A 14,170-nucleotide genomic window follows, 5' to 3' on the forward strand; every position below is an offset into this window, starting at 1 on the left:
CGTGGCCAAGATCATCGCCTAAGCCAAACGGCCTCAAGCCGTGCGCCTCCACGAGGCGCGCATAGGCCAAAGACAAAGTCGCGTAACAGAGCGGCCTCCGGAGCCATCCGGGGGCTGTTTTGCTGTTTGGGAAGCATACACGCCCGCAACGGGCCGGACGCTCGGGCGTTGATATCGTCTGCCCAACAGCCAAGGTTCACGATGCGTCTGATTTCGTTGCTTGCGTGCCTTGTCGCCCTGTCGGCCTGCGCCACTCATCCCGGCAAGGTTGATCAGTTGCGGTTCGCCAAGGACGCCGAGCCGATATTGGCGACGACCGAAGCCGGGATGGTGCGCGGCGTCGCGGGGGCGGGGACGCGCGCGTTTCTGGGCGTGCCGTTCGCGGCGCCGCCGGTCGGCGATCTGCGCTGGCGCGCGCCGCAGCCGGTTGAGGCCTGGCAGGGCGTTCGGGATGTGACGCGGATCGGATCGGACTGCACCCAGGCGCTCGGGCGTCGTTCGATCCTGGGCGGCGGCGGCGGGATCGTGGTCGGGTCCGAGGACTGTCTGTATCTGAACATCTATGCGCCGGGCGGAGACGCGGCCGAGGCGCGGCCGGTGATGGTCTATATTCCGGGCGGCGCATTCACCGTGGGGGCGGGCGCCAACTACGATCCGTCGAAACTGGCGCGCGAGCAGGGGCGGGTGGTCGTGACGATGAACTATCGGCTCGGCGCATTGGGCTGGCTGGCGCATCCGGGGTTTCAGGCGACCGGCGAAGGCTTCGGCGGCAACTTCGGCCTGATGGATCAGCAGGCGGCGCTGAAGTGGGTACATCGGAACATTGCGGCCTTCGGCGGCGATCCGGGGGACGTCACCCTGTTCGCCGAGAGCGCGGGCGCGTGGACGGCCTGCTACCTGATGGCGTCGCCGCAATCGGAGGGGCTGTATCAACGGGTCATCATGCAGAGCGGCGGGTGCCTGGAGCCGTCGTCCCTGGTCAGGGCGCAGGACGCGGCCCAGTCGGGGCCGATGTTCGCCGAAAGGCTGGGCTGCACGGGCGAGGATCAGATCGCGTGCCTGAAGGCGCTTCCGGCCTGGCGGCTGTCGCGGGCGGCGTCATTGAGAGCGGGCATCAACGGGCCAGGATCGTGGGGACCGGTGCACACGGACGCCACCGTGCCGGAAAGCCCGGCGGTCGCGATCCGCGAGGGGCGGTTCACGCGCGTGCCCGTCCTCGTCGGGACGAACCTCGATGAGGGGCGGCTGTTCGCCAACGAGGTGCAGGACATGGATCGCTATCAGAAGGAGACGATCTGGATGTACGGCGACCAGGGCGAGCGAGTGTTGGCGCGCTATCCGGTGGGTGAGGACGGGCCCGCCTATGCCATCGCTGCCAACTTCACGGACCAGAGGTTCGCCTGTCCTTCACAGGCCTTGCGACGCCTTTTGGCCCAGCATGTGCCGGTGTGGGGGTATGAGTTCGCCGATCGCGAGGCGCCATTCGTGCTGCCTGACTGGATCGTCGGTCTGGACCTGGGCGCCTATCACGCCAGCGAGCTGGCCTATGTGTACGGAACCCGCTGGGTGTTCGCTGATCCCAAGCGGTTCACGCCGGAGCAGAAGGCGCTGTCGGAGCGGATGCAAAGGTTGTGGGCGACGTTCGGAAGTTCGGCCTTCGCCGCCGAATGGCCCCGCGTCGAGGGTGCGGGGCCGGTGCGGGTGTTCAAGTCGGAGGGCGATATCATGGACGACGGCTTCTTCGAACGCCATCACTGCGACTTCTGGGACGGGACGCCGTTCGGCGCCGTCCACTAGATAAAGCGGACGGTGACGCCCGGCTTGACCTTGTCGGCCAGCATCCAGGCGTCCCAGTTGGTCAGGCGCACGCAGCCGTGCGAGGCGGTCTTGCCGACCAGATGCGGGTCCGGCGTGCCGTGGATGCCGTAGCTAGGCTTGTTCAGATCGATCCAGACGACCCCCACCGGATTGTTCGGGCCGGGTTTGACGACGACCTTCTTCTTGCCGTCGCCATAGCTGAGTTTCGACGGGTCGTAGGTGTAGTCCGGGTTCCGCGCCACGCCGTTGACCTTGACCGTGCCGGTTGGCGTCGGGTTGTCGCCGCTGCCGATGGTGGCGGGGAAGTAGGCGATCAGCTTGCCGTCGGCGTCGAACGCCTTGACCGAGCCTTCGCTCTTATCGACGTCGATGTGGTCCACGTCGGCGGGCAGGGGGGCGGTGTTGACGGCGGGGACAAGCAGGCCCTGGCCCACGCGATTGAAGTCGGCGCCGGGGTTCATGGCGCGCAGCAAGGCCTCGGTGACGTGGAAGCGCTCGGCCAAGGCCTCGACGATATTGGCGTAACCCATGTGGGCCGCCTGACCCTGAGCTTCCAACTCCGTGGGAACGACGCCGAGGTAGGGTCCGGCGATGTCCTGCTGAGTGATGGTGTAGGTGGTGGTCACGGCGCCCGGTCCGGCGGCGGCGCGCAGTCGGCCCATCACGTCGGCGTTCAGCTGGCCGTTCACCGTCATGCCGTTCGCTTCCTGAAACGCCGAGATCGCCTGACGCATGTTCGACCCCGCCAGGCCGTCGATCGCGCCGGGCGAGAAGCGGGCGCGTTCCAGCAGAACTTGGGCGCGGATCAGGGCGGGTTGCGGCTGCTGCTGGGCGGCATTCGGGGTAGCCGGCTGGCCCGCTTGCGCGCTAGGCGACGCCGCGTAGGCGGTGTTCTCGATGGCGTCACGAGAGAGCGGGCCGGTTTGGCCCACTTGCCCGGCCTCGGCCGTCTGCGCCGCTGGGGCGGCTGTGTTCTCTTCCTTCGGCGAACAGGCGCCCAGAGCGAGAACAGCGAGTGCGGCGAGGTAGGCGGGACGGTTCATAAGAGACTTTCGAGACGGTGAGTGCAGGTGGTCGGCGTTCAGTTCGGTTCGCCGGTCGCGGGGTCGGTTTCGGTTTCGCCGGAGTTGGACGAGTCCTTCGAACCCTTGGGCTCAGTCGCCGGACGCGGAGGCTGGCCTTCGCCGTCCGGTCGCAGGTTTTCGTTCTCGACGGCTTGGCTGTCAGGGCGCTGATCGGTCATGGTCTTCTCCTTGGGTCACTCAAACGCGCCAGGGCGACCGCGGCTCCGTCAACGCGCGTTCACCATGCCGGTGAACCCTGATGAAACACGCATGGGGCAGGATGCGGTCTGGAATGGACCTTGCTTCGCAGGGCCCTAAGAGGATGCGTATGGCCGGAATGCTGCAGGTCGAGATCATGGACGCGGCGGCGATGGACGCTGCCGCCGTCGCCCTGTGGCGTGCGTGGACGGCTGGCAATCCTGATCTGGCCAGCCCCTATTTCCGATGGGACTATGCCGAGATCGCCTCGCGGGTCTGCCCCGGCGCGGCGATCGCCGTGTTCAGACGGGACGGTGAGATCGTCGGCTTTTTCCCGCATCAGCGACGTGGCGGAGCAGTTCAGCCGCTGGGCGCGCCCATGAACGACTATCATGGCGTCATCGCCCCCGCGGACGAGACGATCACGTTGGAAGAGGTGGCGCGGCTGTTGAAAGCCAAGCGGCTGAACGTGCCCGGCTGGATCGGCGCGGGCGAAACGGGCCAGGCGCGTGAGACCGTGCAGGTGGCCATGCCCGAAGCGGGCTATGACGACTGGTACGCCGAGCGTCGAAAGACCTTCGGCAAATATTTCAAGGACAAGGAGCGGGCGCGCCGCAGCCTGGAGGCCGAACTGGGGCCGATCCGGGTGGAGCGGGGTCGCAGAGATCCGGCGCTGCTGGATCATCTGATCGCGCTGAAGGCGGGGCAGTATCGGCGCTCGGGCCTGCACGACATCTTCGCCTGCGGTTGGACGCGGGATCTGCTCCACGCGCTGATGAGCGAGATGCGAGAAGACTTCGGCGCCTCGATGGCGGCGATGCATGCGGGCGACAAGCTGGTCGCGATCGAGTTCTCGCTGCACGCCGGGCGGCATTACCATTTCTGGTTCCCGGCCTATGAGCCGACGCTGGCGCGGTGCTCGCCGGGCATCTTGCTGAGCATGGACACGATGCGGCTGGCGGCGGCCGAGGGTTTCCGGGTGTTCGACTTCGGCTTCGAGGGCGAGACCTACAAGAAGTATTTCGTCAACGCGCGCCAGACGGTGCGCGAAGCCGTGGTGATGCAGCCCGGCGTGACCCAGGCGCTGGGCGACATCACAGTGGCGGCGTTGAACAAGGCGGGCGGGCGCGGCGAGGCGGTGCGGGCGTCGCTGCGTCGGCGCTGGGCCACCATCGAAGCCTGCGAGGCGACGCCGGTCGGGCGGCTGAGGGGCGCGGCGGTCGCCGCAAGGTCGGCCGTCCAGAAGGCGGCTGCGAAAAAGAAGACGCCGGCGCGCGTCGCCCACGTTTGAGAATATCGGCATGACCCAACGTCGCACACGCTATCCCGGCCCGATCGCCGAGGCCAAGACCCATGCCCACACCCTGATCGAGCAAGGGTTTGCCGAGGACGCGGCGCTGGCCGCCGTGCTGGATCGCTATCCGGCCGAGCTGTTCGACATCAATCTGTATGACTATGACGACGAGGGTCAGGTGTTCTTGCGCACCGGCGCGCGCGGGCGGCTGTCGGGCGAGAAACTGCTGGGGGCGATCAAACAGGGCCGGCTGTGGGTCAATCTGCGTGGGGTCGAGACGGGCTGGCCCGAGCTGTGGGCGGCGGCGATGAAGGACTTCGCCGCGATCCAAGCGACCTATCCGGGAATGCGGGCGGTGCGGAACGCGGGGCAACTGATCCTGTCGTCGCCCAAGGCGCGGGTGCCCTATCATTTCGACGCGGCGGGCGTGGTGCTGTTCCACCTGCGTGGGCGCAAGCGGCTGTTCGTCTATCCCGGCGACGAGGGCCATCTGCCCGAGCGGAATATGGAACAGGTGGTCGCGCGTCAGACGACCGAGGAACTGCCTTACACGCTGGCGTTCGAACAGGATGCGCAGGTCATGGATCTGGAGCCAGGTCGCGCCCTGACCTGGCCGCTGTACGCGCCGCATCGGGTGGAGAATCTGGACCGCTTCTGCGTCAGCCTGTCGATGGATTTCCAGACCTGGCCGTCGCGGTTCCGCAACGGCGCGCTGTTCACCAATGCGGTGATCCGCAGCCGGGGCGGGCGGCCGCGCTTCACCGACGGCATGACGACGCCGGAGCTGGCGGCGCGCTGGGCCGCGTCGCTGGCGCTGAAGAAGGCGGGCGCGATGAAGAGCAAGATCGCCAACTTCGAGCGCGACTTCGAGCCGGAGATCGGCGCGGAGGATGGCGCGGGCGCGCTGAACGCGACGTCATAAGCTCGGGTGTTAATTCGAGTTCATGACCTCGAGTTAAAATGACTTGGGCGCGGGCGGCGCGCACCTTCGCCTCACATTCGGGAAGGGAACACCGCTCATGAAAACCGCACTGATCGCCGCCGCCGCCGTCGCCACCCTGACCGGGTTCGTCGCCGCGCCCGCTTCGGCCGCCGAGGTCGAGATCCGCAACGCCGTCGCCCGCGTGGTGGTCATCGTCGAGGATCGTCAGGATATTGGCGTCGAGGTCACCCAAGGCCAGACGCGCTTGCCGGCCATCCAGGTTCGCCGCGACGGCAACGACGTCAAGATCGACGGCGGCCTGCGCCGTAACGGCATGTGGGGCGGCAACAGCGCCATTCGTGGCTGCAACTCCGGTCGCAGCGATGCGAGCCAGCCGGGGCAGGGCGCGACGGTCGAGGTGCGCGACCTGGGCCGCATCCGTCTGGAGGACGCGCCTTTGATCGTCGTGCGCACGCCGCGCGCGGTGGATGTCAGCGCCAGCGGCGCGGTCTTCGGCTCGGTCGGACGCGGCGCGCGGTCGGTCGAGTTGGACAATGGCGGCTGCGGCAACTGGAACGTGGCCAATGTGGATGGCGATCTGGAACTGGGACTTGGGGGCTCGGGCGCGATCCGCGCGGGAACGTCGCGATCGCTGAACGCTAGCGTCGGCGGATCGGGCTCCATCTCAGCCGGGGCGACCGGAGCCCTGAAGGCGGCTGTCGGCGGATCGGGCAATGTCGAGGTAGCCAGCGCCGGCGGACGCAGCGAACTGTCCATCGGCGGCTCGGGCGGTGTGAACGTACGGCAGGGCCGAATGGACAAGCTGTCGGTCGCCATCGGCGGCTCGGGCGATGTTCGCTACGGCGGCGCCACGCGCGACCTTGACGTGGCGATCGCCGGATCGGGCAGCGTCCGCGTCGCCTCGGCCACGGGATCGGTTTCTCGCTCCGTCGTCGGATCGGGAACCCTGCAGATCGGGCGATAAGACCCGAGCGACGAGAAGGCCCCCGGTCGTGGAACCCCGGGGGTCTTTTCCGGTCAAACAAAAAGCCCCGGCGGATCGCTCCGCCGGGGCTCTTCGCATGGATCAGGTCCGAGACGCTTAGAAGACGCTCAGGACGCTGGAGATGGCCGAGACGCCCAGGTTGGCGCCGGCGCGGTCACGCGCTTGCAGACCGCCGCCGAACGAGTAGCGCAGGCCGACCGACCAGGTGTCGACGTCCAGCGAATCGATGTCGGCGCGGGTGTAGGCGGCGCCCAGCGAGAACGGGGTGTTCTCGAACTCGTATTCGGCGCCCACGCCGTAGGTCCAGGCGTCGGTGTCGCCGCCCGAGAAATCGACGTTGTTGTAGGCGACGCCGGCGTTCAGGCGCAGGTTCGGCATGACGTAGAAGGCGGCGTCGGCGCCGACGGTCCAGATGTCGGCGTCAACGTTGTCGGCGGTCGTGTAGGCGACTTGGCCGGTCAGGGTGGCGTTCGACAGATACTTCTGCGCTTCGGCGCCGACGGTCCAGATCGGCTCGTTGCCGCTGCCGATGCCGTTGGCGGCGACGAAGGCGCCGGCGCGGACGTCGGAGGACCACATCTTGGTCAGGTGAGCGGCGGCGGCGCCGTTGACGTCTTCTTCGCCGAAGGCCTTGGTGTAGTCGATCGCGCCGTTCAGGGTGACGGTCCAGTCCTGGGCCGGCAGGGCGACCGAGCCGTCAACGGTCCAGACGTCGGCGTCGACGTCGTCGCCGGCGACTTCGATCGACGGGTTGGAATAGGTCACGCCGACCGAACCGATGGCGTCTTGGGCGAAGGCCGGGGCGGCGAACAGGGCGGCGGCGGCCGTGGCGAGGAGGATCGTCTTCATTTTTCTTTTGTCCTTAGCAGTCTGCACCCGGATGGGGGTCCGGGGAGGGGCGCTGCTATCAGGCTAAGACGAAGCGGAGCAATAAACCGACGTTCGATTGGCTTGGGATGGCAAGGTTGTTGCGCAACAGCCACGCGTTGCGGCCAGAATGTGTCACGACTTGGCGATCTGTGGGGCAAGTCGTTAATCGCGCGCCGCAGCCGCGCTCATCCACTATAAAGAGGGCGTGCAACGCGCCGACGTCGCCCCCGAATGTGTCGTCGCGCCGTGCGCAGCCCTCGGGGAAGACCGCGTCGAAATCCTGTCTCAGCCCGGGTTTGCGCGCTTGACGAAATCAGAATCGATAGGCATAAGCCACCACTCTTGTTGGACCGGCTGTGCAGTTCGCTGCAAACGCGGTTCGCAAGAACGACCTAAGTCACTGTTCTTTGCAGCTTCTTGGGATATCAACGGCCTTCGCGGGCAACTGCGTGGGCCGATCGTTTTTGCGGATTTGCGTTCCCTGAGGGCTTTTTGCCCGAAGGCCTTCGGTCTTTGAAATGGTTCACAGGGACGCGGTCCTCCGACCGCATTGGAAGTAAGCACCGATATGGATCAAAGCATCCGCATCAGGCTCAAGGCCTTTGATCACCGCGTCCTCGATTTTTCGACGCGCGAGATCGTTAATACCGCCAAGCGCACCGGCGCGACCGTTCGCGGTCCGATTCCGCTGCCGACCCTGATCGAGAAGTTCACCGTGAACCGCTCTCCGCACGTCGATAAGAAGTCGCGTGAGCAGTTTGAAATCCGCACGCACAAACGCGTGCTCGACATCGTCGACCCCACCCCGCAGACCGTGGACGCGCTCATGAAGCTCGACCTGTCCGCCGGCGTGGACGTCGAGATCAAGATTTAAAGTAGAAAGAGGCGGGATCCGATGCGCACGGGCGTGATCGCCAAGAAGCTGGGCATGACCCGCGTGTTCGCCGATGACGGCGCGCACGTACCGGTCACTGTGCTGCAGCTCGACGGCTGCCAAGTCGTCGGCCAACGTACCCAGGAGCGTGACGGCTACGTCGCTCTCCAGCTGGGCGCTGGCACGAAGAAGGCTAAGAACACCAACAAGGCTCAACGCGAGACCTTCGCCAAGGCGGAAGTCGAACCGAAAGCCTATGTGACCGAGTTCCGCGTCGATGCGGACGGTCTGCTGGACGTGGGCGCCGAACTGTCGGCCGAACACTTCCTGGTGGGTCAGAAGGTCGACATCCAGGGCGAGACCATCGGTAAGGGTTTCGCCGGCGCCATGAAGCGCTGGAACTTCGGCGGCCTTCGCGCCACCCACGGCGTTTCGGTCTCGCACCGTTCGCACGGTTCGACGGGTAACCGTCAGGACCCGGGTCGCACGTTCCCCGGCAAGAAGATGGCCGGCCACTACGGCGCCGAAACCGTCACCACCCAGAACCTGACCGTCGTCCGCGTGGACGCCGAGCGTGGCCTGATCCTGATCAAGGGCGCCGTCCCCGGTCACGACGGCAGCTACGTCAAGGTTCGCGACGCCATCAAGAAGGCTCGCCCGGCCGACGCTCCGTTCCCCGGCGCGCTGAAGTCGAGCAAGTCTGCTGCTCAACCCGCCTCGACCCCGGCTGAAGAAGCCCCCGTCGAAGCGACCGAAGGCGGTGAAGCGTAATGAAACTCTCTGTCATCCAACTCGACGGCAAGGCTGCTGGCGACGTGGAACTGTCGGACGCCGTCTTCGGCATCTCCGACATCCGCGGCGACATTCTGGCCCGCACCGTCAACTGGCAACTGGCCAAGCGCCGCGCCGGTACGCACAAGGTTCAAACCCGCAACGAGAACTCTCGTACGGGTAAGAAGATGTACAAGCAAAAGGGCACCGGCGGCGCTCGTCACGGTTCGCGCCGTGCACCGCAGTTCGTCGGCGGTTCGCGCGCCTTCGGCCCGATCGTTCGCGATCACGGCTTCTCGCTGCCGAAGAAGATCCGCGCCCTGGCTCTGCGTCACGCCCTGTCTTCCAAGGCCAAGTCGGGCGACCTGATCGTGGTCGACACCGTCTCGGTCAAGGAAGCCAAGACCGCTTCGCTGCGCGAAACGCTCGGCAAGCTGGGCTGGACCAAGGCTCTCATCATCGCGGGTCCCGAAGTCGACACGAACTTCGGCCTGGCCGCACGCAACATCCCGCACATCGACGTGCTGCCGAACGCCGGCCTGAACGTCTATGACATCCTGCGGGCTGACAAGCTGGTGCTGACGAAGGCCGCCATCGAGGCCATCGAAGCCCGCTTCAGCGATAAGGAAGCCGCGTAATGGCCGCTCAACCTACCGCCAAGCACTACGACACCATCCTGGCCCCGGTGATCACCGAAAAGGCCACGATCCTGTCCGAGCAGAACAAGGTCGTCTTCCGCGTCGCCGACACGGCGTCCAAGGACGAGATCGCCGCTGCGGTCGAAAGCCTGTTCAAAGTCAACGTCGTCAAGGTCAACACCTTGGTTCAAAAGGGCAAGACCAAGCGCTTCCGGGGCATCCTGGGTCGTCGCGTCGACATCAAAAAAGCGATCGTGACGCTGGCCGACGGCCAGTCGATCGACGTCACCACGGGGCTCTGATCAGATGGCCTTGAAAACCTACAATCCGACTTCGCCGGGCCGTCGCGCCCTCGTGCTGGTCGACCGTTCGGAACTCCACAAGGGCCGTCCGGAAAAGTCGCTGACCGAAGGCCTGACCAAGTCGGGCGGACGCGGGCAGGGCGGTCGCATCGCGGTCCGCTTCCGCGGCGGCGGCGCCAAGACCCTGTACCGCAAGATCGACTTCAAGCGTCGCAAGTGGGACATGGTCGGCACGGTCGAGCGTCTGGAATACGACCCGAACCGCACGGCCTTCATCGCCCTGGTCACCTATGCCGACGGCGAGAAGACCTACATCATCGCGCCGCAACGCCTTAAGGCGGGCGACACGATCGTCGCGGGCGAAAAGACCGACGTGAAGCCGGGCAACGCCATGCCGCTTCGTTCGATGCCGGTGGGTACGATCATCCACAACATTGAAATGAAGCCGGGCAAGGGCGCCCAGTTGGCCCGTTCGGCCGGCGCCTACGCCCAGTTGGTCGGTCGCGATCAGGGCTACGCCCAGATCCGTCTCGGCTCGGGCGAACTGCGCATGGTCCTGGACGGCTGCATCGCCACGGTGGGCGCGGTTTCGAACCCCGACCACATGAACCAGAACCTGGGCAAGGCCGGTCGCAAGCGTCACATGGGCTGGCGTCCGCACGTTCGCGGCGTCGCCATGAACCCGATCGACCACCCGCATGGTGGTGGTGAAGGCCGGACCTCTGGTGGTCGCACCCCCGTCACGCCGTGGGGTAAGGACACCAAGGGCACTCGTACCCGCAAGAACAAGGCTACGGACAAGTACATCATCCGTACCCGCCACGTTAAGAAGGCTCGCTAAGAATGGCCCGCTCCTCCTGGAAAGGCCCGTTTGTCGACGGGTATCTGCTCAAGAAGGCCGACGCCGTTCAATCGTCGGGCCGCAAGGACGTGATCAAGACCTGGTCGCGCCGCTCCACCATCCTGCCGCAGTTCGTCGGTCTGACGTTCGGCGTCCATAACGGTCAGAAGCACGTGCCCGTGTCGGTCTCGGAAGAGATGGTCGGCATGAAGCTCGGCGAGTTCGCCCCGACCCGGAACTTCCCGGGTCACGCGGCGGACAAGAAGGCCAAAAGGAAGTAACCGATGGCCCAGACAAAAAACGAGCGTCGGGTCGCCCCGACCGAGGCCCGCGCCAAGCTGGTCAACGTGCGCATCAGCCCGCAAAAGCTGAACCTGGTCGCCGCTTCGATCCGCGGCATGCCGGTCCAGAAGGCGCTGAACGAGCTGGAATTCAGCCGTAAGCGCATCGCCGGCGACGTCCGCAAGGTCCTGTATTCGGCGATCTCGAACGCCGAGAACAACCACAACCTCGACATCGACAATCTGGTCGTCGCCGAGGCCTTCGTGGGCAAGAACCTGGTGATGAAGCGTTTCGCGAGCCGTGCTCGCGGTCGTTCGTCGCGCATCCTGAAACCGTTCAGCGAGATCACCATCGTGGTCCGTGAAGCCGGCGAGGCCGCCTGATGGGACAGAAAATCAATCCGGTTGGTCTGCGCCTCGGCGTGAACCGCACGTGGGACAGCCGCTGGTTCGCCGCCGGCGCGGACTATTCCCGCCTGCTGCACCAGGACCTGAAGCTGCGCGAGTGGCTGCGGGAACGCCTGGCCGCCGCCGGCGTGTCGCGCATCATCATCGAGCGCCCGCACAAGAAGTGCCGCATCACCATCTACGCCGCCCGTCCGGGCGTCGTGATCGGCAAGAAGGGCGCCGACATCGAGAAGCTCCGCAAGGACATCTCGGCGCGCACCGAGGGTGAAGTTCACCTGAACATCATCGAAGTCCGCAAGCCGGAAACCGATGCGCAGCTGATCGCCGAGAACATCGCGCAGCAGCTGGAGCGCCGCGTGGCCTTCCGTCGCGCTATGAAGCGTTCGATGCAGTCGGCCATGCGTCTGGGCGCCAAGGGCATTCGCATGAATGTCTCGGGTCGTCTGGGCGGCGCGGAAATCGCACGTATGGAATGGTACCGCGAAGGTCGCGTGCCGCTTCACACGCTGCGCGCCGACATCGACTATGGCTTCTACGAAGCCAAGACGACCTACGGCATCATCGGCGTGAAGGTCTGGGTCTTTAAGGGTGAAGTGCTGGAGCACGATCCCATGGCGCAGGACAAGCGTTGGGCCCAGGAAGCGTCGGGTCCGTCCTCGAACGAAGGCCGCGAACGCGGCGGCCCCCGTGGCGACCGCGGTCCGCGTCGCGACCGGGGACGTGAGAACTAAGTCATGTTGCAACCGAAGAAGACCAAATACCGCAAGGCCTTCAAGGGCCGGATCCATGGCTCGGCCAAGGGCGGTTTCTCGCTGAACTTCGGGTCGTACGGCCTGAAGACGCTGGAGCCGGAACGCATCACCGCGCGTCAGATCGAAGCGGCTCGCCGCGCGATCACGCGCCAGATGAAGCGTCAGGGCCGCGTCTGGATCCGCGTCTTCCCCGACCTGCCCGTCACGGGCAAGCCGGCCGAAGTCCGGATGGGTAAGGGTAAGGGCGCCGTGGACCACTGGGCTGCGCGTTGCCACCCGGGCCGCATCCTGTTTGAAATCGACGGCGTGCCGGACGATGTCGCCCGCGAAGCACTCCGTCTCGGCGCCGCCAAGCTGCCGGTCCGCACCAAGGTCGTGACCCGTATCGACGCCGGCGTCGCGCATGTGGAGGCTGCCGCCTAATGACCAAGATCGCCGATCTGCGGTCGCAAACGACCGACCAACTGTCCGACGAGCTGCTGAAGCTCAAGAAGGAACAGTTCAACCTGCGCTTCCAGGCGGCCACCGGCCAAATGGAAAAGACTCACCGCGTTGGTGAAGTCCGCAAAGACATCGCTCGCATCTCGACGCTTCTGCGCGAGAAGCGTGCTGCCTCGTAAGGAAACGAATATGCCCAAGCGAATTCTTGAAGGCGTGGTCGTGTCCGACAAGGGCGAGAAGACTGTCGTTGTGAAGGTGGAGCGCACCCTGCTTCACCCGCTTCTGAAGAAGACCGTCCGGTCGTCCAAGAAGTACCACGCGCACGACGAAGCCAACGCGCTCAAGGTCGGCGACATCGCTCGCATCGTCGAGTGCGCCCCCAAGTCCAAACTGAAGCGCTGGGAAGTTCTTTCCAACGCCTCCGCCTCGTAATCAGAAGGATCTGATCTTATGATCCAGATGCAAACTAACCTGGAAGTGGCCGATAATTCGGGCGCCCGCCGGGTCATGTGCATCAAGGTGTTGGGCGGCTCCAAGCGCCGCTACGCCTCGATCGGCGACACAATCGTCGCCTCCGTGAAGGAAGCCATTCCGCGCGGCCGTGTGAAGAAGGGCGACGTCGTTCGCGCCATCGTCGTGCGCACCGCCAAGGACATCCAACGCAAGGACGGCTCGGTCATCCGCTTTGACAAGTCGGCCGCCGTCATCGTCAACAAGCAGAACGAGCCTGTCGGCACGCGGATCTTCGGCCCGGTTCCCCGCGAACTGCGCGCCAAGAACCACATGAAGATCATCTCGCTGGCTCCGGAGGTCCTGTAACATGGCCGCCAAGATCAAGAAGGGCGACCGCGTCGTCGTCCTCACCGGCAAGGACAAGGGCCGCACGGGCAACGTGCTGAAGGTCCTGCCCACCGAAAACCGCGTCCTCGTCGAAGGCGTCAACATGGTTCAGCGCCACACGCGCCCGAGCCAGGCTGACCCGCAGGGCGGCATCAAGAACAAGGAAGCTTCGCTTCACCTGTCGAACGTCGCGATCGCCGACGCCAACGGCAAGGCGACCCGCGTCGGCTTCAAGATCGATGGGGACAAGAAGGTCCGCATCGCCAAGACGACGGGAGACGTCATCTGATGGCTACCGAGAAGTACACCCCGCGCCTCAAGGACGAGTATCACGTTCGCATCCGCCAGGTGATGAAGGAAAAGTTCGGCTACACGAACGAAATGCAGGTGCCCAAGCTGGACAAGATCGTCCTGAACATGGGCATCGGCGAAGCCGTCGCGGACTCCAAGAAGGCGAACACCGCCCTCAAGGATCTGACCGCCATCGCCGGTCAGAAGGCCGTCGCCACCAAGGCCCGTAACTCCATCGCCGGCTTCAAGCTGCGCGAAGGCATGGTCATCGGCGGCAAGGTCACCCTGCGCGGCGACCAGATGTACGAGTTCCTGGACCGGTTCATCACGATCGCGCTGCCGCGCGTGAAGGATTTCCGTGGTCTGAAGGGCACGTCCTTCGATGGTCGCGGCAACTACGCCACGGGTCTGAAGGAGCACATCGTGTTCCCGGAGATCAACTACGACCAGATCGATCAGATGTGGGGCATGGACATTGTCGTCTGCACCACGGCCAAGACCGATGAGGAAGCCAAGGCTCTCCTCACCGAGTTCAAGTTCCCGTTCGTGAAGAACTGAG

Annotated in this window: 21 protein-coding genes; 18 read left to right on the top strand and 3 right to left on the bottom strand. The window is 65.3% G+C overall.

Annotated elements, in window-relative coordinates:
* The first annotated feature begins 201 nt into the window (after positions 1–201).
* Entirely contained in the window at positions 202–1,797 is a 1,596-nt protein-coding gene (locus VH88_RS13200) for a carboxylesterase/lipase family protein (RefSeq protein ID WP_045811672.1), read from the top strand.
* Here the strand turns inward: VH88_RS13200 and VH88_RS13205 are convergent.
* Both VH88_RS13205 and VH88_RS16315 read right to left on the bottom strand, forming a co-directional pair.
* Positions 1,794–2,861: a L,D-transpeptidase family protein gene (locus VH88_RS13205; protein WP_045811673.1), complete on the bottom strand. Its 1,068-nt coding sequence runs from the start codon at positions 2,859–2,861 to the stop codon at positions 1,794–1,796. The genes VH88_RS13200 and VH88_RS13205 overlap by 4 nt on opposite strands.
* Positions 2,862–2,899: 38 nt before the next feature.
* Positions 2,900–3,061, bottom strand: coding sequence for a hypothetical protein (locus VH88_RS16315; RefSeq protein WP_168189939.1), 162 nt, complete (start codon positions 3,059–3,061; stop codon positions 2,900–2,902).
* Between the two features lie 149 nt (positions 3,062–3,210).
* Between VH88_RS16315 and VH88_RS13210 the strand changes: the two genes are divergently transcribed.
* From VH88_RS13210 to VH88_RS13220, 3 genes are all read left to right on the top strand, one after another.
* Positions 3,211–4,371, top strand: coding sequence for a GNAT family N-acetyltransferase (locus VH88_RS13210; RefSeq protein WP_045811674.1), 1,161 nt, complete (start codon positions 3,211–3,213; stop codon positions 4,369–4,371).
* 10 nt (positions 4,372–4,381) lie between these two features.
* Complete coding sequence (locus VH88_RS13215; protein WP_045811675.1) at positions 4,382–5,296, top strand: transcriptional regulator; 915 nt, start codon at positions 4,382–4,384, stop codon at positions 5,294–5,296.
* Positions 5,297–5,393: 97 nt separating this feature from the next.
* Positions 5,394–6,281: a GIN domain-containing protein gene (locus VH88_RS13220; protein ID WP_045811676.1), complete on the top strand. Its 888-nt coding sequence runs from the start codon at positions 5,394–5,396 to the stop codon at positions 6,279–6,281.
* A gap of 117 nt (positions 6,282–6,398) precedes the next feature.
* On the opposite strand, the gene VH88_RS13225 is transcribed toward VH88_RS13220, so the two are convergent.
* A complete protein-coding gene (locus VH88_RS13225) occupies positions 6,399–7,151 on the bottom strand; it encodes a porin (RefSeq protein ID WP_045811677.1) in 753 nt (250 codons plus the stop codon).
* A 589-nt stretch (positions 7,152–7,740) separates the two neighbouring features.
* On the opposite strand from VH88_RS13225, the gene rpsJ reads away from it, so the two are divergent.
* From rpsJ to rplE, 14 genes are read left to right on the top strand one after another with little or no spacing between them, the layout of a single operon-like run.
* Positions 7,741–8,046, top strand: a complete 306-nt coding sequence (rpsJ, locus tag VH88_RS13230) for a 30S ribosomal protein S10 (RefSeq protein WP_003164367.1) — start codon at positions 7,741–7,743, stop codon at positions 8,044–8,046.
* Positions 8,047–8,067: 21 nt separating this feature from the next.
* Positions 8,068–8,817 carry a 50S ribosomal protein L3 gene (rplC, locus tag VH88_RS13235; RefSeq protein WP_039248546.1) on the top strand — a complete coding sequence of 250 codons (750 nt, stop codon included), beginning with the start codon at positions 8,068–8,070 and terminating at the stop codon, positions 8,815–8,817.
* The gene (rplD, locus tag VH88_RS13240) at positions 8,817–9,455 is read left to right on the top strand and encodes a 50S ribosomal protein L4 (protein WP_017506058.1); all 639 of its coding nucleotides are present in this window, start codon (positions 8,817–8,819) and stop codon (positions 9,453–9,455) included. Before rplC ends, rplD begins: the two co-directional genes overlap by 1 nt.
* Complete coding sequence (locus VH88_RS13245; RefSeq protein WP_017506057.1) at positions 9,455–9,757, top strand: 50S ribosomal protein L23; 303 nt, start codon at positions 9,455–9,457, stop codon at positions 9,755–9,757. The genes rplD and VH88_RS13245 overlap by 1 nt, the downstream gene beginning before the upstream one ends.
* Before the next feature lie 4 nt (positions 9,758–9,761).
* Positions 9,762–10,598, top strand: coding sequence for a 50S ribosomal protein L2 (rplB, locus tag VH88_RS13250; protein WP_017506056.1), 837 nt, complete (start codon positions 9,762–9,764; stop codon positions 10,596–10,598).
* Between the two features lie 2 nt (positions 10,599–10,600).
* Positions 10,601–10,879 (top strand): 30S ribosomal protein S19, encoded by a 279-nt coding sequence (gene rpsS, locus VH88_RS13255; protein ID WP_017506055.1) that lies wholly within the window; start codon positions 10,601–10,603, stop codon positions 10,877–10,879.
* A 3-nt stretch (positions 10,880–10,882) separates the two neighbouring features.
* Positions 10,883–11,263, top strand: a complete 381-nt coding sequence (gene rplV, locus VH88_RS13260) for a 50S ribosomal protein L22 (protein ID WP_017506054.1) — start codon at positions 10,883–10,885, stop codon at positions 11,261–11,263.
* On the top strand, positions 11,263–12,018 hold the full coding sequence (gene rpsC, locus VH88_RS13265) for a 30S ribosomal protein S3 (RefSeq protein WP_017506053.1): 756 nt from the start codon (positions 11,263–11,265) through the stop codon (positions 12,016–12,018). The genes rplV and rpsC overlap by 1 nt, the downstream gene beginning before the upstream one ends.
* Before the next feature lie 3 nt (positions 12,019–12,021).
* Positions 12,022–12,462, top strand: a complete 441-nt coding sequence (gene rplP / locus VH88_RS13270; protein WP_017506052.1) for a 50S ribosomal protein L16 — start codon at positions 12,022–12,024, stop codon at positions 12,460–12,462.
* Positions 12,462–12,659 carry a 50S ribosomal protein L29 gene (gene rpmC / locus VH88_RS13275; RefSeq protein WP_008263673.1) on the top strand — a complete coding sequence of 66 codons (198 nt, stop codon included), beginning with the start codon at positions 12,462–12,464 and terminating at the stop codon, positions 12,657–12,659. The genes rplP and rpmC overlap by 1 nt, the downstream gene beginning before the upstream one ends.
* Before the next feature lie 10 nt (positions 12,660–12,669).
* Positions 12,670–12,912: a 30S ribosomal protein S17 gene (gene rpsQ, locus VH88_RS13280; protein WP_017506051.1), complete on the top strand. Its 243-nt coding sequence runs from the start codon at positions 12,670–12,672 to the stop codon at positions 12,910–12,912.
* 18 nt (positions 12,913–12,930) lie between these two features.
* On the top strand, positions 12,931–13,299 hold the full coding sequence (rplN, locus tag VH88_RS13285; protein ID WP_003164378.1) for a 50S ribosomal protein L14: 369 nt from the start codon (positions 12,931–12,933) through the stop codon (positions 13,297–13,299).
* Between the two features lies 1 nt (position 13,300).
* Complete coding sequence (gene rplX, locus VH88_RS13290) at positions 13,301–13,609, top strand: 50S ribosomal protein L24 (protein WP_039248554.1); 309 nt, start codon at positions 13,301–13,303, stop codon at positions 13,607–13,609.
* Positions 13,609–14,169, top strand: coding sequence for a 50S ribosomal protein L5 (gene rplE, locus VH88_RS13295; RefSeq protein WP_045811678.1), 561 nt, complete (start codon positions 13,609–13,611; stop codon positions 14,167–14,169). Before rplX ends, rplE begins: the two co-directional genes overlap by 1 nt.
* Position 14,170 lies beyond the last annotated feature (1 nt).

This window comes from Brevundimonas sp. KM4, assembly GCF_000964075.1.
In the GTDB taxonomy this organism is placed as follows: domain Bacteria; phylum Pseudomonadota; class Alphaproteobacteria; order Caulobacterales; family Caulobacteraceae; genus Brevundimonas; species Brevundimonas huaxiensis.

What these genes read in the sequence shown, in the direction of transcription:
- VH88_RS13200 (WP_045811672.1), top strand. Translation starts at nt 202, where the DNA reads ATGCGTCTGATTTCGTTGCTTGCGTGCCTTGTCGCCCTGTCGGCCTGC.
- VH88_RS13205 (WP_045811673.1), bottom strand. Translation starts at nt 2,861, where the DNA reads ATGAACCGTCCCGCCTACCTCGCCGCACTCGCTGTTCTCGCTCTGGGC.
- VH88_RS16315 (WP_168189939.1), bottom strand. Translation starts at nt 3,061, where the DNA reads ATGACCGATCAGCGCCCTGACAGCCAAGCCGTCGAGAACGAAAACCTG.
- VH88_RS13210 (WP_045811674.1), top strand. Translation starts at nt 3,211, where the DNA reads ATGGCCGGAATGCTGCAGGTCGAGATCATGGACGCGGCGGCGATGGAC.
- VH88_RS13215 (WP_045811675.1), top strand. Translation starts at nt 4,382, where the DNA reads ATGACCCAACGTCGCACACGCTATCCCGGCCCGATCGCCGAGGCCAAG.
- VH88_RS13220 (WP_045811676.1), top strand. Translation starts at nt 5,394, where the DNA reads ATGAAAACCGCACTGATCGCCGCCGCCGCCGTCGCCACCCTGACCGGG.
- VH88_RS13225 (WP_045811677.1), bottom strand. Translation starts at nt 7,151, where the DNA reads ATGAAGACGATCCTCCTCGCCACGGCCGCCGCCGCCCTGTTCGCCGCC.
- rpsJ (WP_003164367.1), top strand. Translation starts at nt 7,741, where the DNA reads ATGGATCAAAGCATCCGCATCAGGCTCAAGGCCTTTGATCACCGCGTC.
- rplC (WP_039248546.1), top strand. Translation starts at nt 8,068, where the DNA reads ATGCGCACGGGCGTGATCGCCAAGAAGCTGGGCATGACCCGCGTGTTC.
- rplD (WP_017506058.1), top strand. Translation starts at nt 8,817, where the DNA reads ATGAAACTCTCTGTCATCCAACTCGACGGCAAGGCTGCTGGCGACGTG.
- VH88_RS13245 (WP_017506057.1), top strand. Translation starts at nt 9,455, where the DNA reads ATGGCCGCTCAACCTACCGCCAAGCACTACGACACCATCCTGGCCCCG.
- rplB (WP_017506056.1), top strand. Translation starts at nt 9,762, where the DNA reads ATGGCCTTGAAAACCTACAATCCGACTTCGCCGGGCCGTCGCGCCCTC.
- rpsS (WP_017506055.1), top strand. Translation starts at nt 10,601, where the DNA reads ATGGCCCGCTCCTCCTGGAAAGGCCCGTTTGTCGACGGGTATCTGCTC.
- rplV (WP_017506054.1), top strand. Translation starts at nt 10,883, where the DNA reads ATGGCCCAGACAAAAAACGAGCGTCGGGTCGCCCCGACCGAGGCCCGC.
- rpsC (WP_017506053.1), top strand. Translation starts at nt 11,263, where the DNA reads ATGGGACAGAAAATCAATCCGGTTGGTCTGCGCCTCGGCGTGAACCGC.
- rplP (WP_017506052.1), top strand. Translation starts at nt 12,022, where the DNA reads ATGTTGCAACCGAAGAAGACCAAATACCGCAAGGCCTTCAAGGGCCGG.
- rpmC (WP_008263673.1), top strand. Translation starts at nt 12,462, where the DNA reads ATGACCAAGATCGCCGATCTGCGGTCGCAAACGACCGACCAACTGTCC.
- rpsQ (WP_017506051.1), top strand. Translation starts at nt 12,670, where the DNA reads ATGCCCAAGCGAATTCTTGAAGGCGTGGTCGTGTCCGACAAGGGCGAG.
- rplN (WP_003164378.1), top strand. Translation starts at nt 12,931, where the DNA reads ATGATCCAGATGCAAACTAACCTGGAAGTGGCCGATAATTCGGGCGCC.
- rplX (WP_039248554.1), top strand. Translation starts at nt 13,301, where the DNA reads ATGGCCGCCAAGATCAAGAAGGGCGACCGCGTCGTCGTCCTCACCGGC.
- rplE (WP_045811678.1), top strand. Translation starts at nt 13,609, where the DNA reads ATGGCTACCGAGAAGTACACCCCGCGCCTCAAGGACGAGTATCACGTT.